The organism is Congregibacter sp., from assembly GCF_045107095.1.
GTDB lineage: Bacteria > Pseudomonadota > Gammaproteobacteria > Pseudomonadales > Halieaceae > Congregibacter.
Genome location: NZ_JBGCFU010000003.1, coordinates 1 through 25,657, shown reverse-complemented (window position 1 = coordinate 25,657; position 25,657 = coordinate 1). Strand labels below are relative to the sequence as shown.

Annotated in this window: 19 protein-coding genes; 10 read left to right on the top strand and 9 right to left on the bottom strand. The window is 53.0% G+C overall.

The genetic code is table 11. From position 1 onward, the window contains the following. Nucleotides 1–15 precede the first annotated feature (15 nt). Nucleotides 16–894, top strand: a complete 879-nt coding sequence (locus AB8B76_RS00675; protein WP_405268782.1) for an MOSC domain-containing protein — start codon at nt 16–18, stop codon at nt 892–894. Nucleotides 895–925: 31 nt separating this feature from the next. Here the strand turns inward: AB8B76_RS00675 and AB8B76_RS00670 are convergent, their stop codons facing one another. Next, on the bottom strand, nt 926–2,008 hold the full coding sequence (locus AB8B76_RS00670; protein WP_405268779.1) for a LacI family DNA-binding transcriptional regulator: 1,083 nt from the start codon (nt 2,006–2,008) through the stop codon (nt 926–928). A gap of 135 nt (nt 2,009–2,143) precedes the next feature. Here AB8B76_RS00670 and AB8B76_RS00665 point away from each other — a divergent pair, with 135 nt between their 5' ends. From AB8B76_RS00665 to AB8B76_RS00650, 4 genes are all read left to right on the top strand, one after another. After that, nucleotides 2,144–4,705, top strand: coding sequence for a TonB-dependent siderophore receptor (locus tag AB8B76_RS00665; protein WP_405268776.1), 2,562 nt, complete (start codon nt 2,144–2,146; stop codon nt 4,703–4,705). 73 nt (nt 4,706–4,778) lie between these two features. Next, nucleotides 4,779–6,272, top strand: a complete 1,494-nt coding sequence (gene gtfA, locus AB8B76_RS00660; protein WP_405268773.1) for a sucrose phosphorylase — start codon at nt 4,779–4,781, stop codon at nt 6,270–6,272. Continuing rightward, nucleotides 6,272–7,657 (top strand): MFS transporter, encoded by a 1,386-nt coding sequence (locus AB8B76_RS00655; RefSeq protein ID WP_405268770.1) that lies wholly within the window; start codon nt 6,272–6,274, stop codon nt 7,655–7,657. Before gtfA ends, AB8B76_RS00655 begins: the two co-directional genes overlap by 1 nt. Next, the gene (locus AB8B76_RS00650; RefSeq protein ID WP_405268768.1) at nt 7,654–8,610 is read left to right on the top strand and encodes a PfkB family carbohydrate kinase; all 957 of its coding nucleotides are present in this window, start codon (nt 7,654–7,656) and stop codon (nt 8,608–8,610) included. Before AB8B76_RS00655 ends, AB8B76_RS00650 begins: the two co-directional genes overlap by 4 nt. A 6-nt stretch (nt 8,611–8,616) precedes the next feature. Here AB8B76_RS00650 and AB8B76_RS00645 read toward each other — a convergent pair whose 3' ends face one another. From AB8B76_RS00645 to AB8B76_RS00630, 4 genes are all read right to left on the bottom strand, one after another. Next, nucleotides 8,617–9,276, bottom strand: a complete 660-nt coding sequence (locus AB8B76_RS00645) for an alpha/beta hydrolase (RefSeq protein ID WP_405268765.1) — start codon at nt 9,274–9,276, stop codon at nt 8,617–8,619. Nucleotides 9,277–9,379: 103 nt separating this feature from the next. Next, nucleotides 9,380–10,069, bottom strand: coding sequence for a zinc metallopeptidase (locus AB8B76_RS00640; RefSeq protein WP_405268762.1), 690 nt, complete (start codon nt 10,067–10,069; stop codon nt 9,380–9,382). Nucleotides 10,070–10,137: 68 nt separating this feature from the next. After that, complete coding sequence (locus tag AB8B76_RS00635) at nt 10,138–11,013, bottom strand: VOC family protein (RefSeq protein ID WP_405268760.1); 876 nt, start codon at nt 11,011–11,013, stop codon at nt 10,138–10,140. Between the two features lie 131 nt (nt 11,014–11,144). Beyond that, nucleotides 11,145–12,344, bottom strand: coding sequence for a M20/M25/M40 family metallo-hydrolase (locus tag AB8B76_RS00630; RefSeq protein ID WP_405268757.1), 1,200 nt, complete (start codon nt 12,342–12,344; stop codon nt 11,145–11,147). A 285-nt stretch (nt 12,345–12,629) separates the two neighbouring features. Here AB8B76_RS00630 and AB8B76_RS00625 point away from each other — a divergent pair, with 285 nt between their 5' ends. The 3 genes from AB8B76_RS00625 to AB8B76_RS00615 all read left to right on the top strand — a co-directional run bounded on the left by AB8B76_RS00625 (nt 12,630) and on the right by AB8B76_RS00615 (nt 15,769). Beyond that, nucleotides 12,630–13,529, top strand: coding sequence for an alpha/beta fold hydrolase (locus tag AB8B76_RS00625; protein ID WP_405268754.1), 900 nt, complete (start codon nt 12,630–12,632; stop codon nt 13,527–13,529). A gap of 53 nt (nt 13,530–13,582) precedes the next feature. Further along, nucleotides 13,583–14,398 carry an arylamine N-acetyltransferase gene (locus AB8B76_RS00620; protein ID WP_405268751.1) on the top strand — a complete coding sequence of 272 codons (816 nt, stop codon included), beginning with the start codon at nt 13,583–13,585 and terminating at the stop codon, nt 14,396–14,398. A 69-nt stretch (nt 14,399–14,467) separates the two neighbouring features. Continuing rightward, nucleotides 14,468–15,769 carry a M24 family metallopeptidase gene (locus tag AB8B76_RS00615; protein WP_405268748.1) on the top strand — a complete coding sequence of 434 codons (1,302 nt, stop codon included), beginning with the start codon at nt 14,468–14,470 and terminating at the stop codon, nt 15,767–15,769. A gap of 216 nt (nt 15,770–15,985) precedes the next feature. On the opposite strand, the gene AB8B76_RS00610 is transcribed toward AB8B76_RS00615, so the two are convergent. After that, nucleotides 15,986–16,480: a hypothetical protein gene (locus tag AB8B76_RS00610; RefSeq protein ID WP_405268745.1), complete on the bottom strand. Its 495-nt coding sequence runs from the start codon at nt 16,478–16,480 to the stop codon at nt 15,986–15,988. 232 nt (nt 16,481–16,712) lie between these two features. Then, the gene (locus AB8B76_RS00605) at nt 16,713–17,117 is read right to left on the bottom strand and encodes a YkgJ family cysteine cluster protein (protein ID WP_405268742.1); all 405 of its coding nucleotides are present in this window, start codon (nt 17,115–17,117) and stop codon (nt 16,713–16,715) included. Between the two features lie 278 nt (nt 17,118–17,395). On the opposite strand from AB8B76_RS00605, the gene AB8B76_RS00600 reads away from it, so the two are divergent. Both AB8B76_RS00600 and AB8B76_RS00595 read left to right on the top strand, forming a co-directional pair. Further along, entirely contained in the window at nt 17,396–19,222 is a 1,827-nt protein-coding gene (locus AB8B76_RS00600; RefSeq protein WP_405268739.1) for a DUF885 domain-containing protein, read from the top strand. Between the two features lie 467 nt (nt 19,223–19,689). Then, nucleotides 19,690–21,456 carry an amidohydrolase gene (locus AB8B76_RS00595; RefSeq protein ID WP_405268736.1) on the top strand — a complete coding sequence of 589 codons (1,767 nt, stop codon included), beginning with the start codon at nt 19,690–19,692 and terminating at the stop codon, nt 21,454–21,456. 171 nt (nt 21,457–21,627) lie between these two features. On the opposite strand, the gene AB8B76_RS00590 is transcribed toward AB8B76_RS00595, so the two are convergent. Together AB8B76_RS00590 and hpaR are read right to left on the bottom strand one after the other, a co-directional pair. After that, the gene (locus AB8B76_RS00590; protein WP_405268734.1) at nt 21,628–24,306 is read right to left on the bottom strand and encodes a TonB-dependent receptor plug domain-containing protein; all 2,679 of its coding nucleotides are present in this window, start codon (nt 24,304–24,306) and stop codon (nt 21,628–21,630) included. Nucleotides 24,307–25,267: 961 nt separating this feature from the next. Further along, nucleotides 25,268–25,657, bottom strand: a 390-nt coding sequence (hpaR, locus tag AB8B76_RS00585) for a homoprotocatechuate degradation operon regulator HpaR (protein ID WP_405268731.1), incomplete at its 5' end; no start/stop codon positions are given.

Genomic DNA, 25,657 nt, shown 5'->3' with positions numbered 1-25,657 from the left:
ACTAGGTAGAACGCTATGCAGATTGGTCATGTTTCAGACGTTTGGATGTATCCGGTTAAAAGTATGGCGGGGCACACCGTCGATACTGTGCAGCTGGATGAGTTAGGCGTGATCGGTGATCGGAGCTGGTCAATGCTCGATTCCCATGGTGACGTTGCTTGGGGTAAGCGTTTTCCAAAGCTCATGAATCTTGAGGCCCGATACGTTGGTGAGCGGCCCAAGACTCGGGTGTTTGCTGAGCAGGTGCCTTCCGTAAGCGTGCGTTTTCCCGATGGTAGCGAAGCGAGCAGCGATGATTCGATAGGCGCCCAGATCAGCGACTACATCGGTGAGAGCCTGTCCTTGAGCGCTTTACAGCCCCCAAGCAATCGCGAACATTATCGCTGGTCGCAGCCCTTAGACGAGGCAGCGATTATGAAAATTCTGGGTATCGCGGCCGGAGAGGCACCGCCAGACTTATCAGATTACCCCGAAGAGTTGATCTTGTTACTGGCGGAGTGTTTTGCACCGCCCGGCACCTACAATGATATGGCACCCATTCATTTGCTCACGACGGCGTCGCTTCGACACATGGCGGAGCTGTCAGGGGAGTCTTTTGATGTACGTCGCTTTCGACCTAATTTTCTTGTGGAAACCAACGATGGAATAAGCGGTCTCGCTGAATTTTCCTGGATCGGCAAGCGTTTGCAGATAGGGGACGTAGAGTTGGAGGTAGCTGCAAAAACGATCCGCTGCTCTATGCCCGCTCGTCCCCAGCAGCCTTTTGACCTTCCGGGAAATCCCAAGATTGCAAAAGCTCTCTATGAAGAAACAAACCGCTTTATGGGAGCTTATCTCTCTGTGGTGAAGCCCGGATCCGTGTCTGCCGGTGACGAGGTGGTGTTGCTGGCCTGAGGTGTCCGTGTGGCCTGATGGAGGCCTATATCTAGAGTGTCTCCGCTTGCCCAGTGCTTTCTCTAACTATCAATTTTGTGGTGAGCGCTGTATCGCCGTATGCCTCACCATTGATCATGCACAGCAGTGTTTCCACTAATACCTCGCCGGCCCGGCCAATGTCTTGCCGCACCGTGGTGAGTGTAGGACTACTGTACGCAGCTAGGCCGATATCGTCGTAGCCCGTTACTGCGATGTCCTCAGGCACACTCAGCCCCTGTCGCTGTATAGCTGAGATCGTGGCGAGTGCAACGACGTCAGATACGCATACTACGGCATCAAAATCTGTTCTTTCACTCAACAATCGAGTGACTGTGTCACGAGCGCTCTCCATGGTGAAGGGAATATCAAAGTGAAGAGATGGATCGTATGGGATACCTGCATCGCTTAGTGCAGAATGATAGCCACCAAAGCGGGCCGCGTTCTCGGGGTTCGCGGTATTGCCAAAAAATGCGATTCGCCGCCTACCCGTCGCAATCAAATGTGATGTCGCCTGATTGCCGCCATTGAAGTTGTCACTGCCTACAACCACATACCGTTTGTCCGAAACGGGATGCCCCCAGACCACCATGGGCCGATTGCTGTCGGCCAGTTCGTTGAGTTGCGCGTGCTGTCGCTCCTGTCCGATGAAAATGATGCCGTCTGACTGCGTCATTGCGCGGCCATCCGCAAGTTTAGCAGCGTCGATTACGGGAGCGTGCGCGAGGAGTAGATCGTAGTCCTTGGCAGCTAGCGCATCAGCGATCCCTCCAAGCATATCGAGGAAGAAGAGGTCAGACATATGTTGTTGCGATCGGATGTCGAGCATGAACACGACAGACACCACGCTATTTCTTTGTAAGCGCAGGTCCCGTGCTCTTCTGTTAATAGAGTAGCCGTGTTCCCTTGCCAGAGCTTGGAGTCTTTCTCGTGTCTCCAGAGCGATTCTAGGGTTGTCGTTGAGTGCTCGCGACGCGGTAGCGCGTGAGACCTCGGCCAAGTCTGCAAGGTCCTGAAGACTAGAAATTTTTTTGCTTCGCCCTAGCTTCAAGGCTTCTGTCCTCTTTTGGGATATTCGTACGATCAAAAAAGCCATTGTATAACAGTACTTTATACGCAGGGCAATCGATTGCATTTTTTTCTTGCAATCGATTGCACAATATTCTAACTTCCGTTACTTCGGTGCTTAATCACCGGTATAGCCACATAAATCTAAAACGAGGCAACCGCCATGAAGATATTTTCAACTGCGCGCTCCGTGTGCGTTCCCTTTAGCTTTGCCCTTGCTGCGCTGCCTGCCGCTTTGGTTCAAGCGCAAGAGCAAACCGTTCTTGAAGAAGTAATTGTTACTGGTGTGCCCTCGGGTGGAGCCACTAAGCTCGAGGCCAGCGTCTCGGTAAGTTCTTTGGGGGGTGATGAGCTCACCGACTTCGCACCTCGCTCTGCTGCGGAACTGTTCAGAGCTTTGCCCGGCGTTCGCGCAGAGTCCTCGGGTGGCGGTGGTAACGCCAACCTCACTGTTCGCGGAATTCCCCTCGCGACTGGCGGTTCCAAGTACATGCAGATTCACGAAGATGGATTGCCTGTTCTCGAATATGGCGACATCAACTTCGGCAACACAGACAACTGGTTGAGGGCTGACTGGACCATTGCTCGTATAGAGAGTATCCGTGGTGGCTCAGCGTCTACCTTTGCCAGCAACTCCCCTGGCGGCATCATCAACATGATAAGCAAAACTGGTGAGGAAGAAGGCGGTAGTATCGGTGTCAGCATGGGACTGGATTACGACGAATTTCGTACCGACTTCGAATATGGTGGTTCACTGACCGATACCATTCACTACCACGTTGGCGGATTCTTTCGAGACGGTGAAGGTGTTCGCGATACCGGCTACAACGGTGAAAATGGTGGCCAACTGAAAGTGAATATCACGAAAGAATTTGACGATGGCTACCTACGTTTGTATGGCAAGCACCTGGATGATCGTGTCGCGACATATCTTCCATCCCCGGTGCTGGTGGAGGGTGGCGATTCCTACGGGGCTGTACCGGGCTATGATGCCAGTTCTCAAACTCTCCAGTCGCAGCAGACAAACAACTTTACGACTTTCGATCAGTTTGGAAACCCCGTCAGTCGCTCTCTTGCCGACGGAATCGAGTCGAAGGTATCCGCATTTGGTTTTGAGTTCGAAAAGTCATTGAACGAACAGCTCACGGTGCGTAACAAGTTTCGTCAATCTGATATCTCGGGTGGCTTTATCGCTCCTTTTACCGATGGCTTTGCCGGGGGTACGGCTAGCATTGCGGACAAGGGTGCTGAACTTTGCGCGTCTGCAAGCGTTGCTGGCGTTGGGCTCGACTGTTCTGGCGGTGTAACCGCACTTATCGATGGTCAGCCTGCGGATGGCGACCAGCTCGCGTATACCAATCTTCTCTTCGATACCAAGATTCACGATTTAGGCTTGTTTGTTAACGACCTCTCGTTCACCTGGGAAAACACCAATGGCCTAGCGATATCCGGCGGCCTTTACTACTCGAAGCAGGCTATTAAGACATCGTGGAATAGCTGGCAGACGCGCATGCAGACTTTGGATGGTTCAAACTCGAGAAACATCACCTACCTCGCTAACGGCGCGGGCATCGATGAAGATGGTAACGCTGTGGATGTGGTCCTTGCGGACAACGGCGCTTTAACGCAAAGCTTTTTGGCGTGGAACTGGGATCTCGAATACACCACCTTTGCCCCTTACATCAACGTGGGCTTTGATGTGGGTGAGCGCATGCGTTTCGACGTCAGCGCGCGTCACGATGAAGTCGAAGCCAGAGGACAGCGTCTGGATGGTTGTTGCGGAGGCAATACTCCCATAGACCTTAATGGCGATGGCAGCGTAGGCCAGTTCGCCGTTGATGGTGGTGTAATTACCCGTCTCGATAGTGATGCGTTGTTGGAAAACCCCGGCGCCACTTCGGCCGGTTTCATTGCCGGCGGCGTGCGGGTTCTTAACTCCAGCAATGCCGCAACCACCAACGTAAACTACGATGCTGATAATACTTCCTACTCCGTGGGCGGCACGTTTCTCCTGACGGATGCGTCATCAGTTTTTGCGCGCTATAGCGATGGCGGCCGCGCGATCGCTGATCGACTGACACAGGTTGGCGGTTCTTTGCGACCTGATGGCAGTCTTACGTCGACCACTGACGGCTTTGACAACGTTCAGCAATTGGAGATTGGCTACAAACACGTTGGCGAAAACTGGTCAGCCTTTGCAACCTTCTTCAACACGATAACGGAGGAAACGCAGGCGGAGCTTACTAGTGGCTTAACCTTTGTCCGTGAGTATGAAGCAAATGGTATTGAGTTAGAGGGTGACTTCAACTTTAGCGACAGCTTCGTGGTGCGAGGCAACATTACCTGGACCGACGCTGAAATCACTGACGATGCCACCAACGCAGCGGTTGTCGGCAATACTCCCCGGAGACAGGCAGATTTTATCTATACCCTGATCCCCGAGTACCGCAACGCGCGTCTTGCGACGGGCCTGGTCCTGCAGGGATCAACCGACTATTACGTGCAGGACAATAACGACCTTAAGCAGGAAGCGTATGTACTGGTAAATGCTTTCTTCAACTACGATGTCACTCAGGATCTCACAGCCTACGTCAACGTTAACAATCTTACTGATGAGTTCGTAATTACGGAGTCAGAAGAAGGATCGGCGGCGGTAGGAAGTTTTATTCGTGCTCGTCCTCTCAATGGCCGATCGGCTAACATCGGTATTACCTACCGATTTTAGGAAGACGTAACGGGCGGTGCGCTTAGATAGCGCGCCGTCCAATCTTCTAACGAACAACCTGAGTCACTAACATATGCGCAGGGTTTCGCTCATTACCTACGCTGACCGTTTGGCCGGCGATCTCAAAAAGCTTAAAGACTTGCTGGAAAATGAGTTCGGCGGTCTTTTTGGCGGTGTGCATATCCTGCCTTTTTTTCATCCCATTGATGGCGCGGATGCGGGGTTTGACCCTTCTGATCACCTCTCAGTGGATGAACAGCTGGGTTCCTGGGGTGATGTTTCTGCGATTGCGGCAAACCATAGTGTCATGGCAGATATGATCGTAAATCATGTCTCTTCGGAGTCCAGTCAATTTCAGGATGTTGCTCTCAAAGGATCCGCTTCAAAGTTTTGGGACTTGTTTCTTCGCCATGAGGAAGTGTTCGGGGCTCTTGACTCCGGCGCCACTGCGGAGCAAGTGAGCCAAATTTATCGGCCGCGACCGGGAGCTCCTTTCACGACCAAGACGCTTGCAGATGGCAGCTCACACGAGTTTTGGACCACGTTCAGCCCGAGTCAACTAGACATCAACGTCGAAAGTTCAGTGGGACGGCAGTATTTGCAGAGCATCCTAGATACGTTTTCTGGTGCCGGCGTGAAAGAGGTGCGCCTCGATGCGGCTGGCTATGCCATCAAGCGTCCTGGTACGAACTGTTTCATGTTGTCTGAAACTTATGACTTTATCGCAACGTTGAGCGATAAAGCGTCTGATCTCGGCATGGGGACACTCGTTGAGGTTCATGCGAACTATCAGGTTCAATGTGAGATTGCAGAAAGGGTGGGGCGTGTTTACGACTTCGCTTTGCCACCGTTGTTGCTGCACAGTTTGTACACCAACGACGTGACTGCGCTGGAACATTGGCTTCGGATCGCGCCCCATAATTGTGTCACCGTACTGGATACGCACGATGGCATAGGTATTGTAGACGTCGGTGCGGATGGGGATCGTCCCGGCCTGCTCAACGACCACGAGATAGATCAGCTGGTTGAAAGCATTCACCATAAAACCGGCGGGAAGAGCCGGCAAGCCAGCGGCAACGCAGCATCTAATCTGGATATCTACCAAGTCAATTCTACTTACTACGACGCTCTGGGTGGCAACGATATTGATTACCTTATTGCGAGAGCCATTCAGTTCTTCGTACCTGGTATGCCTCAGGTGTATTACGTTGGTCTGCTCGCAGGAGAGAATGATTTAGGCCTCGTTGAGCGCACCGGAGTGGGTAGAGATATCAATCGCCATTATTACTCCCGAGAGGAGTTGTTGTCGGCAATCAACCGACCGGTGGTAAAAGAACTTTTTGCGCTGATCCGACTTTGCAACTCTCTGCAGGTCTTCGATGGCGATTTTTGCGTGGAGGATTCACCGAAACAGCATCTTGTGTTGTCCTGGACTCATGGAGAATGCATTGCTCGTCTGGCCGTGGATTTTGCGCAACGTAGCGCATGGATTTCTGGCGCACAGGAGGGAGAATCCTTCGAGTACAGGATTGGAGCTTTGACCGAAGCGACCAAAGAGGCCGTCTGATGAGTTTAGGGCCGAACACTGCACCCCTGTCCTTTCGTGAAAAGATCGGTTACGGCCTGGGTGATATGGCATCGAACTTCTATATGGGGTTCTTTGGACTCTTTCTTCTCTACTATTACACCGATGTATTTGGTATCAGCCCCGCAGCCGCGGCGACCATGCTTCTTGTTACAAAGGTGGTGGACGCGATCAGCGATCCGGCCATGGGGCTGATCGCTGATCGGACTCACTCTCGCTGGGGTAAATATCGACCCTATTTGCTGTGGGTTGCGGTTCCCTATGCGGGCTTGGGTTATCTGCTGTTCCTCGGGCCGGAGCTTTCCTCTACCGGTAAGCTAATCTACGCTTACGTCAGCTACACGTTGATCATGCTTGCTTACACGGCGATCAACGTTCCCTATTCAGCTCTGCTCGCCGTGATCTCTCCCGTGGCCGAGGAACGGACGAAGGCTACCCAGTTCCGTTTCGTTTTCGCATCTTTGGGGACGCTCTGCGTCGGTGCTTTTGCGACTCCTCTCGTGGAGATGCTGGGCAACGGTGATGAACTCCTTGGGTTTCGTCTCACGATAGTCCTCTTCGCCATCCTCTCGGTGCTAATCTTCTGGATTACTTTTGCGAGTACTCGCGAGCGCGTCCAGCTGCCCCATCATGATTCGAGCGTTGGTGAGGACTTCTCCGCTCTGGTGAAAAACGCGTCATGGGTTGTTCTGGTACTCACTGGGATTCTCATTGTGGTAGGTCTTGTGGCGCGCTTTGCTTCAATCGTTTACTACGTCAAATATTATCTTGGTGACTCCGGTCAGAATGTGTTTCTGATCTTTGATAAGACCGCGGTACTAACTTCTTGCGGGCTGATTGGACAATTGATCGGCGCTGTTATCACACCGCGCCTCACGCAGCGGTTTGAGAAGCATCGTCTGGTTTTTGCAATGAGCATCATCCATGCATTGCTGCTGGGACTTTGCTACTTGGTGCCACCAGAGAATTTCTGGTTTATCACGCTGGTTCACAGTGCGGGTATTTTGACCTTTGGCGTAACAATCACCCTTTTGTTTTCCATGTATACCGACTGCGCTGAATATGGTGAGTGGTTAACCGGTAAGAACACCGCTGGACTTACGGTGTCGGCATCGATGTTTTCTCTAAAGTTCGGTTCCGCTGTGGGGGGAGCCCTCCCGGGCTTTATGCTCGCATGGTTCGGGTTTACTGCTAATGCGGTGCAATCTGAGCAGGCCATTACCGGTATACGATTAATGTTCAACGTGGTGCCAGCGATCTATTTTCTCGCGGGAGGTGCTTTGATGATGTTTTACCAGATCGACCGTGCAACGCTGCGAAGGGTGGAGCGAGAGCTTTTCAACCGCCGTGAGAAGGCGATGGCGTGAGCGTAGCCGTACTGGGTGAAGCTCTGATCGATCTCATTATCGGCGAGGACGGGGCCTACCGGCCGCATCTCGGAGGTTCGCCGTACAATGTTGCGATAGGCCTTGCCAGGCAGGGAATCCCGGTCAGCTACCTTTCGTCACTCTCAGATGACCGTTTTGGTGAGGAGCTTTGTGAGTCTCTCTTGAGTGAGGGGGTGGTGGTTCCGTCTCAGCGCAGATCACTTTGTCCCACATCGCTGGCGTTAGTTACGGTCAATGATCAGGGGCAGCCCTCCTATCGTCTGTACCGTGAAGGGATCGCGGATAAGGACACTAGTCTAGAAGAGATTATCGAGCACTTGCCGTCCGATCTACGAGTTTTTCACACAGGGTCGCTTGCGATAACACCAAGCCAACTACCCAAGATTAATGCCCTATTTGAGTTGATGAGAGAGCGTGGCATTTTTATCAGCATCGACATCAATATTCGCTTGCGGGGAAGTCTGGACAAAAAAAAGTATCTCGATGGTGTGCGTAGCCTCATGGCCGTCGCAAACGTAGTGAAGGCAAGCGACGAGGATATCGAAGCCTTTGAGCTTGATGGCACCATTCGCGAGGCAGCGGTTCAGCTTCATGAGGAGATGGAGGATGGACTCTTGGTTCTGACGGAGGGTGGTGGCGGAGCTGTACTTTACGGCGCTCCGGGTGGGGCCGATGCTATCGAGAAACGCGCCTACGCCGTTGCGAAGCTGGAAGACACCGTAGGAGCGGGAGATACTTTTCACTCCGCGTTTCTTGCCAGTCTTTATCGCACGGGGGCGTTTGAGTCATCAGAAGTACCAAGCAATGCTGAAACCCTGGCAGAAGCTCTTGATCTCGCATGTGCTGCCGCAGCAATCAATGTGTCTCGTACCGGGTGCTCGCCGCCCACAAGGTCTGAATTGTCCAGTTTTATTGAAGCCAGCCGTCGTTAGCTGGGATTAGCCCAGTACCTTTTGCAGCCATTGCGACACATCAGCAATCTCTTGGGGACACACGGCGTGCTCCATGGGGTAGTCACTGTATTCAACGGTATAGCCCATATCGGACAGGCGCTCACTCGCGATCTTACCTTGTCCCACGGGCACCACTGGATCCATAGTGCCGTGACAGATCTTGATGGGAATCTGTTTGTTAGCCGTATTGGGCGTAATCGTATCCTTCGTTGCAAAGTAGGTGGACAGGCACAATAAGCCCGCCAGCGGTAACATGTATGTAAGTGCGGTTTGATAAGCCACCGCACCGCCTTGGGAAAATCCGGCGAGCACGATGCGACCGCTGGGAATGCCGCGATCGATTTCCCGATCAATTAACAGACGAATCTTCTCTGCCGAAGCAATGAGCTGAGTCGCATCTATTTTTCGCTCGATATCTATCTCCGTGATGTCATACCAAGCCGGCATAACATAGCCGTTGTTAATAGTGACCGGGATTGATGGCGCATTGGGGAATACAAAACGCACCGCTAGCTCGGCTGGAAGCTTAAGCTCAGGGATGATCGGTACGAAGTCATTGCCATCGGCGCCCAGGCCATGAAGCCAGATAACGGCTGCGTTAGCGCTACTTGGTGGTTCTTTTACGATGCAGGGTAAGAGTGACATGGTGATCGGTCTCAATGGTGATAAAAAGCGGCTGGCAGTATATACGGCTCTTGCGAACGCCATGGGTCAGGAAAATCGCGAGTGAGGTTGCTTTGCTGCAATCCTAGCGACGGAGCACGGCAAGCCATCGCCCCAGGTTGAGTAAGCTGGCGAGCGAAGCCGCGACGTAGGTGAGCGCCGCAGCTTTGAGAATACGCCGCGCATGCGGCAGGTCGCCGTCGTGCAGGTATCCACCTTCTTCCAGCATCGGCAGGGCCTTGTTGAAGCTTGCGTCGAGCTCTACCGGCAATGTGATGAGGTGTACCACAGAGGCCATGAGCATAGAGACGATCGCCACGATTAAAAACCCTAAGCCAAGGCCGGGGGCTCTTGTGAGTAGCATGACCACCGGTGCTGCTAGCAAGACTACGCTGCCGAACTGCTGAACACGTGCAGCAATCAGAGCCAGTGACTGGCGGCGACGAAACAGCGGCTCCTCTCGTGCATCCTGAATAGCATGGCCCACTTCATGAGCCGCTACGGTGACAGCAGTTAGTGAATAGCCGTTGTACTTGTCCTCCGTGAGCCGGACGGCTTTTGCTTGCGCGTCGTAGTGGTCACCTGCCGTGGTGGTTTCTACGGCTATGTTCTGTAGTTCAAAACGATCAAGAAGATGCCTTGCGAGTTCAGCGCCGTTTCCATGTCCGCGATAGCGATCAACAGGTTGGCTGTATCTGGCGAGCACCCGTTTGACCCAGAAACCCGGAGCCGCGATAGCCAGAAGCAAAACGATTACCAGAATGACCACAAACATAGTCGTTTATTCTAGTGCCTTTTGATGCTGACTTAGGGTCAGGGTCCAGGAACATGCACTGATGCCGGCTAGTCCCGTGGAGCGACGCTGCGCCAGCGCAAGCGATGGTCTCCGGGATCAAGAACTTCAAAAGAGCCATCCTCAGAGGAGATGATTGGAATGTCCTTTGCTGCTAGCTGGCTCTTTTGCGCAGCCAGGGTCGAAGTGAGTAACTCAAAGGTCACGGCTTTCTCTGGCGTGAACGTATGCATGCCTCTTGCGCCGTCTACCAAACCTAAAAACGTGGTCGGTGCGGCTGCGTGAATCTTGGCCCAGCCCTGATCAGTGATCAGCGGTAAACCAAGGGATTCGATCAAAAAGTTCTCGGCAGCGGCCAGATCCTCATAATAGAGCCAAAGAACTGTTGCCTTGAAACCAAGTTGTTCGGGCAAACCAGCAGCGTCGCCATCGACATAACGGGTTTGCAAGGCACTGAGCTGAGGCATGAGTGCCGTGTTTTCGGGATGCGGATTAAAGCGTTCGAATTCAAGAAGCCATCCCTCGGGATCAGCCAGCACGAATCCGTGATGTGCCCGACCGGCAACGGGATCATAGGATTCGGTGCGCATGTCCAATCCGCGCTGGGACAGCGCTTCCCACCATTCGTCCAGCTGATCGGTGATCAGGGCGATAGCAGCGGTGCGAGGCGTATCCGGCGTGTAGCCTTCGGACTCAAGGGTCGCCAGCGTGAGAAATGCGCCGTGCGCTATCTCGAGTACTACCGATTCGTCAGTTGCCTTTATAGGATGAAGGCCGAGATTTTCGCGATAAAACTGCGCTGCGCGGGGTACATCTTCATAGTAGAAGCGTATGTCCGCGGCGACCGCGTTGGCAGCCGGTGCTTCGTCTTGCGCCGCAGAGGCAAAACATAAGGAGGCCGCCAGTAAGATTATGAGTTGACGCATAGATTGGCACACTCCAAGAACTGTGCAGGCGAGTCGTAGAAGGTATTACTTCATATGTCCTGATTCAACACACTATCAAGACGCGTCATTGGGACTGATTCGATGAAATTTCACAGCCCAAGTGTCCTTTGCTAGAGAGTTTTCAGCAGCGGGTCCGACACGCCTGCGACTCCTGTCATTGCGAGCGTTACCAGCAGAGCGGACTGGGGGCCTTTGTAGGACTTCAAAGGGGCGTACCACTCATCGGGAGAGTGCGCACCACCAGCATCACCGCCGGCTGACAGTGTCACCGCAGGTATTCCCAGTGACATAGGAACATTGGAGTCAGTGCTGCTGATGCCCAAACCCTCCAGTTCCACATCGACCGCGTCAAACGCCAGGGCTGCTGCCTGCACCAATGGATCTGTTACCGGAGTACTCCCGACAGGTCGATCACCAATCAGTTTGAACTCCACGCTAATCTCGCCATTGTCCCAGCGGGCATTTTCTTCAGCTACTCCCGCCAGCGCCGCTGCTTTAGTCATTTTCTCAAGCTCAGCCAGTGCACTCTTATCGTTGGAGCGCATGTCTAAGGCAAAGGCGGCATGAGCAGCGATTGAGTTAACCGATGTCCCTCCCATGACGGTGCCCACGGTAAAAGTAGTTTTGGGTAAGGTCGGAGTCTCGATATCTCCAATTTTGGCTATCGCTCTGCCCATGGCGTGAGTGGCGCTTGCCAGACCAAAGGCACCAAAGGAATGGCCGCCGGGCCCGGTAAAGTGAAACTCAAAGCGACGACTACCAGTGCCCCCGTTGGTAATGCGCCGCATACGTACGCCGTCGATAGAAACAAAACCATCTATCCCGGGATGGTCTCGAAAAATCCCCTTGATACCTCGTAAATCTCCTCGTCCTTCTTCGCCCACGTTTCCAGCAAAAATAATATCGCCTACAGTTTCGATGCCGCTGGTCTCTAGTGCTTCAATCACCGACAGTAATGCGGCAAGGCCCCGCGTGTCGTCGCCGATTCCTGGGGCGTAGTAACGTCCGTCACGTAAGGTTACAGTTGTATCAATATCCTCAGGAAAAACTGTATCGAGGTGCGCCGCTATCAAGAATGTCGGTCCATTTCCGGTGCCTTTACGAATACCAATCACGTTGCCGGTAGCATCAATGTAGGCATCCTTAAGACCGCGGAGTTTCATCTGCTCAAGAAAATAGGCAGCACGGCGCTCTTCCTTGAATGGAGGCGCGGGAATCTCCGTGAGTCGAATCAGCTCCTCCAGATAGGCCGGCTCCTGTGCTTTTATGTGGGCGAGCGCTTGCTGCACCTTTGTCTGGTCTTGCAGCAAAGAGAACTGCGTACTTACTGAGTTATCAATAGCAACAACATTTTGTTGCGCCCACACAGTAGAGGACACACAAAAGCTGAGGATACTTAAAAAAACATAATGACAAACACGCATTCTTTAAAGCTCCATGGACAGAGAGCACTCGTTTGAGTTCGAGTGGCCGCATCGCTTGCGGTAGACCACCATCATACGATAGGTTCGCGCGAAACACGCAAGTAAGTCATTTGGGGAGATTATTTATCTTCGGATGGCTACGCTGAGCCATCACAAGGATCGTAATCGTTTATGAAGTCTGGGTCGAAGTCGTTTTTGGCGTTTTTCTGCTGCATCCCGCTGCTGTTGATTACTACAGGCAGCATCGCCGGGGATGGTGCGCTCCCTCCATTGAACACCTCTACCGTCAATGCAACCAGCATTGCCTGGACTGAGATGGGCAATCCCGATGGGACACCCCTGCTGATGATTATGGGACTCGGCGCATCCCATGTGGTCTGGGGTAATGAATTCCCCGCTGGTCTGGTCGATAAGGGATTCAGAGTGGTGCTGATTGATAATCGAGACGTCGGCGGTTCCCAGAAATTTGATGACTGGGGGGAGCCGGTGCTCTGGTGGAACTTTCTCAAAGCAAAAATGGGGCTAGAAGTCTCCCATGCCTACACACTGTCGGATATGGGGAATGATGCGGTCGCGCTGCTTGATCAGCTAAAGATAGAACGCGCCCACGTACTTGGAGCGTCCATGGGTGGGATGATTGCGCAAACGATAGCCATTGAACATCCCGAGCGCGTCATTAGCCTTATCTCCATAATGTCCAGTAGTGGCGCGCCGCATCTGCCTCAAGCTAGCAAGGAATCTGTCGCTGCCATTCGTAATGTTGCCGAGACATCTGAGGAAGACGTAGCGGAGATGCATGCCAAGGGCTTTTACCCCGCGGCGATACCCAGACAACTCATGGCTATCATGCACTCTGGAGATCGCAGTAAAGACCTTATGGCCATCGACCTACCAACACTGGTGATACACGGTGAGGACGATCCTTTACTGCCTTTGCCGCATGGAAAACATACCGCCGAGATGATTCCGGGTGCTGAATTTGTCTCGTTTCCTGGTATGGCCCACAACATCCCGGAAGACGTTAGACCCAGAGTAATTGATGCAATCGAAGTGCATGCACGGCAAACCTGAGGATTTGACGTTCCTCGGGACAGCACTGCTTAACCTGCCAGCGCGGGAATTGCATGGAGCTTGACGCCTATATCCAAAGAATTAACTTTGTCGGCACCCCAAAACCCGATCTGAAAACACTTGCGCAACTACAGCGCCAGCACTGCTACAACATTCCTTATAGCAACTTAGATGTGCAGCTAGGTCGTTCTTTAAATACCGACATTGAAAAAAGCTATATCAAGTTGGTGGAACAGCGTCAGGGTGGCTGGTGCTACGAGATGAATGGATTGCTAGGCTGGATGTTGGAGTGTATTGGCTTCAACGTTATGCGTATGTCTGGCGGCGTAAGACGCGATGAACGAGGAGACTCGGCCATTGGGAATCACCTCGTTTTATGTGTGCAATTAGACGAGCCTTGGATTGTCGATGCAGGTCTTGGTGATGGCCCTTACGAACCTTATCCGCTAAGGCCTCATACTTTCAGTCAGCGCGGATTTTCCTATCAATTGACGCGTTCTGAGGACTACTGGCGTTTGTACAATTACCCGGGGGGTAGCGCCCCGTCCTTCGATTTTGTGCATGAGCCGGCTGATGAAGACCAACTTAGCGAGAAATGCCAGTGGCTGAGCACGGCCGCCAAATCACCTTTTATGAGTGCCTTAGTGTTCCAGCGTGTGGTGCCCGGTGGGTATGACTTACAGGTAGGGCGGGTTGCGACAAAAATCCTTCCTGGCGGCCGCGAAGAACACCTGATTAATTCTGCTGATGAGTTTGTACAATCTATTAGTGATCGCTTTGGTCTGGTTGAGCCTGAGCTAGAAAATCTTTGGGAAGGTGTTTTAGAGCAGCACGAGCTGTATTTGGCTTCGAAGGAAAAAAATCAGTGAGATGGTCCTGGGCTTGATAAGGCCCTTTGGCAGTCCCCGGCACAACAGTAGAAAATCGGAGAAAACACCATGAGCAAGTATTCACGTAGACATCTTCTCCGCGCCAGTGCCGGCCTAGCCACGCTCGCTCCGTTCTTGCCCGCAGTGCTGTCAGCCAAAACCCATGCCTCTTCCATACGGGCCGTTTCAGCGCCAGACACCTCGCTTCTTGATAGCTTAAAACCTATGACAGGGTCCGTAACTTACATTAGCGATGCGGAGCGCCAGCAGCGTAGAGAAAAGCTCAGCAGCATACTCAGAGAGCAGAACGTCTATGCGGCCCTGATCGAACCGGGTTCTAGTCTTGACTATTTTACTGGTGTGAAATGGTGGCTCAGCGAACGCATTACCGCAGGTTTGATTACTGCCGACGGCGCGCAGATCTTCATTACACCGGCCTTTGAGGAATCGCGTCTGCGTGAGATGGCAGGATCTTCGGTGGAGATACTTGTTTGGCAGGAAGACGAAGACCCCTTTGCGATACTCGCTGCCTGGTTGAAAAACCGTCGTCCGAACAATCGCACGGTCGTACTGGATGAAGCGGTTCGCTACTTCGTTGCTTATCGCCTTGGGCAGACCGCAACCGATTGGCAGTTTCGTTCTGCCGCAAATGAAGTGAATGCCTGTCGCATGATCAAGTCCTCGACCGAACTGGCGCTGATGCAGACTGCCAATGACATCACTGTCGCGGCGTATCAGGCGGTACATCCGCTGGTGAAAGAGGGCATGAGTGGCCCCGAGATAGGGGCTCTGATGCATGAGGCACAAACACGGCTAGGCGGAGAGAGATCCTCCGGCGGAGCGCAGGTCGATAAGGGTACGGCATTACCCCATGGCTCCCGTGAGCCCGAGTATGTGGTCGATGGCTCGGTGGTGCTCATGGATTTTGGATGTGGTGTAGGTGGATACCGCTCTGACATTTCGCGAACGTTCGTCGTCGGCAAGGTGAGCGATCAACAGCGACGCCTCTGGGATCTGGTTCGCCGTGGTCAGGATCTGGCATTTGCAACGGCGCAGCCGGGAGCGGCTGCGGGTGAAGTCGATCGCGTGGTGCGCCGCCTCTATGAGTCCGAGGGCTTTGGGCCCGGCTACGGTCTGCCTGGACTCTCTCATCGCCTGGGGCATGGCATAGGCATGGATGTCCACGAGCCGATAAATTTTGTGGGGAACGAGAAAACCCCGCTGCAGCCGGGTATGTGCTTTTCCAACGAGCCCGGCATCTACATGCCCGGTCAGTATGGCGTGCGGATTGAAGACTGTTTGTACATCACGGACAAGGGGGCGCGTTGGTTTTCTGAGCCGCCCAGAGAAATGGAACGTCCTGTTGGTTAGCGCTTCACCCAGGCCAGTAATTCGTCGCTGCCATGGGCGCTGTCGCCTGCTGTAGCCCCGATGGGCAATTTTCATGCATAGATGCGGTCTAGAAATGCGACGACAAAGTACATGGCGAAACCTATTTCGAAGAGACTGACAAACTGAATGAGATCAACAGTCGTTACGTCACTTTCATCGATAGGCGCGGCATAACATTTGCTGTTAACTGCTAAGTCAGACTTTGAGGAAGTTCTGTATGGAAAACGCCACAAAACTAACGAGCGCGACCATTAAGTTCATCACTACAGCCAACAAGTAGTGACCAGGACCTGCGCCGACCAGTACGTTCCAGAGCATTAGACCGGTCGCTCCGGTGCCCAGGGAGTAGCATGAATACATGTGGAGAAGACCCGCCTGCCGGAACTCTTCTTTAGTCAGCTTAATCGTCAGTCGCAACATCGACGCTCCAAACACAACGCCCATGACGACGCCGGACATGGAAGCCCAGTACCAAAGTTGAGAATCATTAAAACCATAAGCGCCCAAAACTATCGGGAGCAGGGCGAGTAACAGAACCAAGACGCTGCCTGCCAGCATCGCAAAAGCATGATGAACGTCCGGCTTGGAAGGCGACTGCGCCTCCGCAAAAAAACCCATAAACACAGCAACAAAGCCCGTTAGAACAAGGCTAATCTGTGCAACTCCGATGAGTACCGTTGTGTAGTCCATGCAGGGCTCTTAGAGATCGCTTTAAAGACTTAAGTCTCTCACGGCCCCGCGGGTTTTTGTAGGAACATGCAACACAACCCACATCAACGATGACGCCGTACTGAAACTCGTCTGGGCTTTCTGGGAGACGAGATCGGTGAGGCCTTGAGCTGTGGTGATGAAATCGGCCCGGTGGATGGCATCCAATAAGCCCTTGCTATCCATGAAACTTTGGATCGTCCGCTGCTTAGGCTTAGGTTTTTTGTGCCGGAGGACGGCTGTCGGACATCATGTGGTCCAGCATTTTTTGTGCTTGCTCCGGCGCTTTCAGGTCGCGAACTTCAATCATCTCGCAACCATCGCGAACCATTTCAGCAATGGAAGTAGGGTAGTGTCGGCAGTCTTCGGGGCGGTCTTGGTAAATACTGCAGCCGTATTTGTCCGTACGATTTGTTGTGCCAGCGGGTAGCAATTGTAACCAGGGACAGCGAGTAAGTTGCGCACCGGTATTGGGGTCCATCCAAATTTTTCCGTCTACCACATACTCTGCGATAGCAGGGTTGAAAGTTTCCCAGGCCTCTATTTCTTCTGCGCTGGCAGATAAGCCGCCGTCACTATAGTGAAGGCAGCACTTGCCGCACTGGTTACATTCTTTCATGGTAGGGACGTCTTCTCGGGTGCCATATCGGGTGTTCAGCGTACAAAAAACAACAAACTGCCTAAGCTTGGATACCGGTGTTGATAAATCGCTATCTTTAAATCCGACTCCTAGACTGTCGTTCGTAGACGAACGTTTTCGTCAGTTCAGTATATTGGTAACGTCATCAGACTTGGAGAGCGTTCCAAAAAAGTAGTTATCATGCCAAAGGCAGCTTAAAAGCCTTGGGTGCTCAAGTTGGTAATCGATGAATTTTAAAGGAGCTTTAGACAGCCGCTATGGTTAAGAGAATTGGTAAATACCTGGGATTGACCATAGGCGGCGTGTTGCTCATTTTTACTGCGTTTGCCGCTCATGAGTGGTTCGCCAAACCATTTTTTATTGGCAATTTTGTTAATCGGACATTTGTGCAATATTTATTGAGCAGTCCCGAAGATCTCACATATGTAGGGATTTTTGAGCAGTTCGGTATCAACGGCCACAACGCGGAATGGGATGACGATTCCGAGGTTGCCGCCGAAGAAGAAATTCAGTTCACACGGCGAACCCTGGCCACTCTTGACAGCTATGACGTTGATAAATTGGCCGCGGATTGGCAGCTGTCAGTGAAGGTGGCAAAAGAGTATCTGGGAGATCCCGAGCAGGACTGGCGTTTTCGACATCACAACTACCCGGTCAACCAGTTGGATGGGGTGCAGCTTGAGATTCCTGAGTTTTTGGTTTCGTTTCACCAGATCAATACACGCGAAGATGCCGAGCATTACATCAGTCGCCTGTCCAAGACAGGTCTTAAGATGGATCAGGTCATGGAGGGGTTACTGCTCCGTGAAGCCAAGGGAATGCTCCCGCCCACTTTCGTCATCGACAAATCGATTGCGGGAATGTTGGCGTTCGTTGCCTCTCCTGCCGAAGAGAATTCGCTCTACACATCATTGCAGAAAAAGATGCAAAACACGGATGCGATCAACAAAGGTGAGCGTGAAGCACTCCTCGCTGCGGCCCGTACGCAAATAGAGCAAGTGGTTTATCCGGCCTACCAAGGCTACATCGACTACTTTACTGCCCTGCGCGACAAGTCCAACGACGATGCGGGGGTGTGGAAGCTCCCCGATGGTGAGGCTTATTACAACTATCTTTTGCGGGTTCATACCACGACTAATATGTCAGCGAATGAGATCCACGCTATCGGCGTTGCCGAGGTGGCTCGGATACAGCAGGAGATGCTGGCGATTTTTGCTGCTGAAGGTTTTGACACATCACCAGGCGTGAAGGCCCTGTTTGACGAGCTAGCGCAGGATGAGCGCTATTACTATCCCGATACCGAAGAAGGACGCGTCAGAATTCTGGAAGACTATGCCAGTATCATCAAGGAGATGGAGGAAGGCATCGGTAGCACATTTAACGTGATACCCAATGCGGACATCGTGGTTGAGCCGGTACCGGCGATGAACGAAAGGACATCGGGGGGTGCCTACTACATGGCTCCATCCAGCGACGGCAGTCGCCCTGGCGTGTTCTACGCGAACCTATACGACATAAGAACGTCGCCAAAGTACGCGATGCGTACATTGGCATATCACGAGGGTATCCCCGGACATCATTTACAGTCTGCTGTTCAGCTTGAGCTTGAGGGCCTCCCGGCGTTCAGATCATTCGTGGATTTCACGGCCTATTCGGAAGGCTGGGGGCTCTACGCTGAGCGTCTCGCCTGGGAGATGGGTTTTCAGCCTGGTGCCTATGACAATCTTGGTCGTCTGCAGGACGAACTCCTCCGCGCCGTTCGACTTGTCGTCGATACCGGCATCCATGCCAAACGCTGGACTCGCGAAGAAGCTATCGACTATATGCTCGGCACGACGAGCCGGACGGCAAGCGAGGTTGTTGCAGAGATCGAGCGATACATCGTGGATCCTGGGCAGGCAACCGCTTATATGGTCGGCATGCAGGAAATTCTGCGACTTCGCAGCGAGGTCCAGGCAGCGCTTGGCGATGCCTTCGACATCCGCGAGTTTCATGATGTGGTTTTAAACAGCGGTGAAATTCCGCTGACTGTGCTGCGGGAACTGGTGATGCGGTACATCGATAGTAAACAGGCGGGACCCTGACTGCAGAGGGGCCAAGTTCTTCTGGGAAGCTGCACTCCAGTTTGCTGGTGATTACTTTTTGTCACCCATAGTCTCGTCGAGCTTCTATTCCTTTGGGCAGTCTTTGGGCAAGCATGGCTCCGGTAATCAGTTTGAATATTTTCTGCAGGCAAAAAAAAAGGGCTGCATCTCTGCAACCCTTTGATACGGTTATAAAAACCAACTAAATATGGCTCCGCCTGCTGGGCTCGAACCAGCGACCCAATGATTAACAGTAGAGCAGAGAGGGGCTTTTGTGGGCTGTAAGTACAAGATTTTTACGCCGTTGCTGTCGTTAGAAAACCTCTAATACGCATACCCGAAATCATCAGGAGGCCATCTTCTCAAATTTAGTGTGGCCCAAAAAACTCAGGGCAGGTCAGATCACGTTTTCGCCATGCTAGGCTTAACTCGAACACTTATTTGACGACAGGGCTGAGGTATTTCAAATGTTCAAGGCAGGCTCTTTTGATTGTATTGGGATTCCAATCAGTGCATTTGCATTAGCGGCCAAGCTGCTCTCACCGGCGCTCGCCGGTGAGCTGCCCACGTGCCCAGACAGTGATCTTTTGATTCACAACACCACCATTTACACCGCCGATGACGATAACTGGCAGGCGCAGGCGATCGCCATAAAACAGGATCGCATTGTCTTCGTGGGCAGTAACGAAGAGGCGGGTCGCTGGGCCTGTGGTGCAAAGAACTCTATGGACTTACAGGGACATGTTGTCTATCCGGGCTTCACAGACAGTCATCAGCACCTTGAAGGTGTGGGAAGGCGTACCCGCAGCTTAAGTTTGTTCGGAATTCCTACGCGCAAGGCGACTATCGAAGGAATCAGGGCCTGGGCGGACTCTGTCCCCGAGGGAGACTGGGTATTGGGTCGAGGTTGGATCGAGCGCGAATGGAGCGATGATCGACGTTTTCTCGGCCGTACAGATGTTGATGCGTTTACGGCGAACAAACCTCTGTACATGCCTCGGGCCGATGGCGTGTCAGCCCTTGTTAACAGTAGGGCGCTGGAGCTTGCCGGAGTAGATGCCAACACACCCGATCCCGAGGGCGGACGTTTTGAGAGAGACAGCCAGGGCAATCCCACCGGTTATGTGCTCGCCCGGGCCATGGATCAATTTAGAGCCATCTTGCCGCCGGAGACCGACGAGTACATCAAAGACAATCTGCGCCTGGGTATGCTTGCAAATGCAGCCCTGGGTTGGACCCAAACCCATGATGCGGGTATGAGCTGGCGCGAGGTGGGTCTGCTGCGTGAGTTACATGAGTCTCAAGAGATGGCTCATCGCGTGTACGTAGCGATTCCTATCGCAGAAGCCCCAGCTTTGATGCATCACGGCATTGAAGAAACTGCCGATGGGTTTTTCGAGCTGCGCGGTATCAAGGTCTTTATTGATGGCACCCTGGGTTCACGGGGCGCGGCACTTATCGATAGCTATTCCGATGCCGAGCACAATGGCTTTATGAATCGAACCTCCCAGGAAGAACTCATGCCTGTGCTTGAGGCCGCTCTTCGCCAGGGCTTTCAAGTTATGACCCACGTAATCGGCGATCGCGCCTTACGCAGCACGCTGGACTGGTACGCGCAGGCTCAGGCCGATTTACCTGCAGACAAATGGAGGACCCGGGATTTGCGCTGGCGCCTGGAGCATGCGCAGATCATTCCGCCACAGGATCAAAAGCGACTGGTAGAGATGGGTGTTATTCCGTCTATGCAGCCGAGTCATGCCATTGGTGACCTGAATTTTGCCGGCGACCGCCTGGGTGAAGAGCGATTGGAGTACGCCTACCCCTGGCAGGCGTTGCTGGACCAGGGCTTGAAAATTGCTGCGGGGTCCGATGCCCCCGTGGAAGCCGGCGATCCTCGCATCGAGTTCTATGCTGCTATTACCCGGCGGCGCGTCGACGGCAGTCTAGGCGACAACTGGCACCCGGAGTTTGCCGTATCTCGCGAGGACGCCTTGCGCATGCTTACACTATGGCCTGCTTATGCTGCATTTCAGGAGCACGAGCGCGGATCCATAAGGGTCGGCAAGTTCGCGGATCTCACCGTGTTTGATGTGGATTTCTTGCTTGCTGACCCGGCCGATATTCTCAATGCAGCTACCGTTATGGCGATGGTAGGCGGGCGTATCAGCTATAGCGCAAACAACATTACCGCGATCTCAGGGGGAGCGCGCTCGGTGGATGAGGTCAGGCGGTAGTTTGAGACCCGGGACTAGCTTCCTCCACCACTTACCCTCTTCTCCTTAGCGGCAATGGACCAAAAAAAAGGCCGCACGCATACTTTCGTATGCTTGCGGCCTTCACAGCTTCGTTTTCGCTGGCCCCAGATGCGGATCAGCTAGCGAAGCTTTTCTTGTGGCTAGGTCCTGTTAAAAGACCAGACGTCCCTGTAGATACCAGGTGCCGCCGTTAAAGCCAAAGGGGCTGTCCTCGGGGTACAGCTGACCGGCACCACCTTGACCTGGGTTCTCGTCCGGATACTCGTCAAACAGATTTTCAACACCCAGCACAACTTCTATCGAGTCAGTGACTTGATAAGCTACCTGAGCGTCGATCAACGTCGCTGCGTCTACATTGTAGCCGTTAGCTGTCGATCTCCAGTCCCCGTAGTAGTTAGCACGGAGCAGTGTGCGGAACTTACCCTGCACATGCGACCACGCCACATTACCCTTGTATTCTGGGAGCAGCTCTTCGAGAGCTTCTACTCGGCCATCGCTGATCGGATTGACCGTTCCGCGATCGGTGACTTCGGTTTTGTTGTAGTTAAACGCTACCGTCACAGTGGAGCTGCCACTGAGGAAGTCAAAGTACATGTTGCCAACAACGTCGACACCCTCGGTGCTTGTATCGAAGCTATTGCTGAAGAAGCGGAATTCTGACAAGTCGTCGAGGCCCAGGAAGTCCTGACGGTTGATAATGCCATCCGCGTCGAGTCCAGTTAATGCCTCAGAGATCGTGCCGTAATCGGAGCCGCCGCCAGCAAAGTTCAGTGCATCAAGGAAGTCGACGTTAGCACCTAAGGCTATTCGGTCAGTTACATCAATGTTGTAGTAGTCGATCGTCCAGGTGGAGTTCCCAATGTCAAATACGACGCCGAGAGAGAAGTTCTCGGCTTCCTCGGTATCGAGGTCTGGTCGTCCATTTCCAAAACTTTCGATGTAATCAGCACCTATCTGTCCAGCCGCGGAAGACAGCGGAAGTGTCCCCTGATCAACCAGCACGCCCTGCACGTTTTGGGTGGTTACGTTAGTGATGTTCGCCTGACCGGCCGTCGGCGCGTGGAAGCCCGTTGAGATAGCACCGCGAAAGCTGAAGCTGTCCGTTAAACGGTACATACCTGCCAGCTTGTAGGTAATCGTCCCGTCAAAGTTGCTGAACTCTTCGTGGCGGGCCGCAACCTGAAGCGTCAAGTCATCAGTAACATCCGCTTCAAGATCGATGTAAAACGATGTGTTGTCCTGCTTGGCCGAGGTGTCGTTAGGGAATCCGCCAAAGCCGTTAGAGCTTGACGAAAAGCCCTGAGAAGCGAGAGGACCAAGCGCGTAGGACGCTGGGTCGCCAGCAAATAAATCGAATTCCTCCTCACGAAACTCTGCGCCAAAGGCAACACTCAAGGGAGAAGCAAAGCCGACGTCAATGCCGTAGACGAAGTTGGCGTTATAAACCGTTTCGGTCTGCTCCTGTCCGCCAGGAACGAAATTGCGCGGAGTGGCCGGGCCTAGAGACGCGTTAATGGTATTGCGAATAAAGAAGTCAGTACGATTCGAACCACGTTGTACGCTGAGGTCGTAGTCAAGGCCATCGCCGACGTTGATTTCTCCGCGGATACCTGCTGCCAGTGCCATATCCTCGTTTGTACCGCCAAAGCGAGGAACAAATCCGCCCGGGATTGTCTCGATGAAGGAGAAGCAGTTCTCGCTTGCCGATACCTGTGCTAGCAGCGTCGGGTCAGGAATAACCCCGCCGGAGCCGCCCAAAGGAATACCGTCGATGCAGCTACTGCCACCATCAAGGTCACCCACAAGCACCGAGGGCACGCCCGTAGCGTTGCTAAGCCCGGTTAGCGGATCAACCGTGGGGCCCGCATAAACGCCGCCGCGCTGACCAGATGGTCCGCCAACGACATTGCGGTAAAAGAAGCCGCCTTCTACCTCGCGTTCTGCATAGTTACCAAACGCGTAAACTTCCATGCTGTCGTTAATTTCGTAGGCTGAGTTAATAAACAGCTTAATGTCATCATTCACATCTGGCGTACCCCAGTACTGGGGTACTTCGTTTGTGTATGTGTTGATGGTCTGGAAGTCAGAAACCGGTGAGTAGCCATTTGCCGCGGCAAAGGCGACATCATCGCGGATGACAGAGCGCACGGTGCCTTCGACATCGCGCATTTCGCCGGTTATGTTAACGAAACCATTGTCGCCCAACGGCAGGCCAAGATTCGCTGCCACCATGTAGTTATCGCCATCACCTTCAAAGGTGGAAGCGGTTCTCGCCACCATCTCAAAGCCCTCGGCGGAGTCGCGAAGACGGAAGTTCAGCACCCCTGCAATCGCATCAGATCCGTATTGTGATGAGGCGCCGTCGCGCAACACTTCGACCTGTTTTATGGCAAGCGACGGGATGGCTGCCATATCGACGCCCTGTGCGCCATCGGAAATACCACCTCCTAGGAAGGAGATAATGGAGCCGCGGTGGCGGCGCTTGCCGTTAACCAGCACCAGCACATTGTCGGGTGACAGACCACGCAGGTTTGGTGGGCGGGTGATCGTCGCGGCGTCGCTAATCGGTTGAGAGTTGACATTGAAAGAGGGCACCTGCGTACGCAGCATGTCCTGAAGGTCGGTTGAACCGTTGATTCGGAAGTCGCTTCCGCTGATGACGTCTACCGGCACAGGGGAATCTGAGGCCGATCGATCCGCCAAACGGGTACCCGTAATGATGACTTCTTCAAGTAGCGTATCTTGCTGGGCTATAGCCGACTGCGCCATGGACACGGCAAGCGCTAGCGTTGCAATTTTGATCGGTGGGCGTTTCGTTAGTAATCTCATGGTGGTTCCTTGTATAGCTTGGCTGAAAAAACAAAGGCAAATTAGATGCAATCTTTACTTGGCTTTCGGTGGCGGCAGTAATCATGAGGTACACGCAGTTGCAACTGCCTCGACCACATGTGTGACAAAACCACAGACGATGGTGTGAAGCTAGCGTCTCAGCTTGGTTTGTGGGTTTTTTCGCACGATTTTTCTGTTTTTTGAGCTAGTTTTGATATTTCTTCGCTATTTCAGTTGGCTTTGTGCCGCCGGAACGAGAGGCTGTTTCATTTCTGTTTCGAAAGCAGCCCATAGGCGTACGCCAACATTTGGTTCTTCATCATTAATGGTGGATCCCAGCATTCATTAAACGGGATTTTCTGCAGGCATAAAAAAGGGCTGCATCGCTGCAACCCTTTGATACGGTTATGAAAACCGGCTAAATATGGCTCCGCCTGCTGGGCTCGAACCAGCGACCCAATGATTAACAGAAGGCCGGAGAGCCGCTCAATGCGTTTGCAAGAGCAAGAATTGTAAGCGATTTTTTCTGGGGCGGGGCGGTGATGTGCGACTACCGAACCAGGGCCGAACCGGCTGGGAGGAAAATCTTGGGCTGGGGCGAGTAAGCCGAAGAAGCGCAACAGAATTTTTCGACCGAACTCCGAACCGACGCCGAACTTGCTGACAGCGGAACGGGCGCGTCGGCTTGAAGGGCCTGCAAGACAAATGCGCGGGGGCGGTGAAGGCTCCCGCGAAAGTCGTTGGTGAGTAAAGAGCGTGACGATGCCAGAGTGTAGTGATTGCTGAGTGCTTATGCTGCCGTCAGTATTTTATTTAACCTTGGCAGGCACCTAGTCCGCGCTGAACAACTTCGAAATCTCAGGATCAGCGCGTTTAAAGAGTGGAGTAGGGTGGTCGCTTGAGGCAAGAGACCGGCTTCTTCTCAAGTCAGCAATTTAACTTGCCAGTGCCCGCAATAGCGTTAGGTGGCATCATCGTCATCATCAATCTTCTGAACAAGCTCTTCCAGAAGTTCATACAGCAGTTCGAGTTTCCCGTAGCCGAATTTTTCAGTGATGTAGTCGTATCTCTCTGATGACTTAGGCGCTATGAGCTCAAACAATTGCCCGCCTTTTTTTGTCAAATATATGACGGAGCGACGGTTATCGCTGCTGCTTGTTCTACGTTCTACAAGTGAGCGCGACTCCAGATTCTGAATGATGCGCGAAAGGCTTGGCATTAGCAGATGACATCGAATAGAGAGTTCTGAAATATCTAAACCATTTTCGTCTTGTAGTGCCCTGATCACGCGCCATTGCTGCGCAGAAAGTTTATGCTCTTGAAGCGAGGGCAAAAATTTCTTCATCACAAC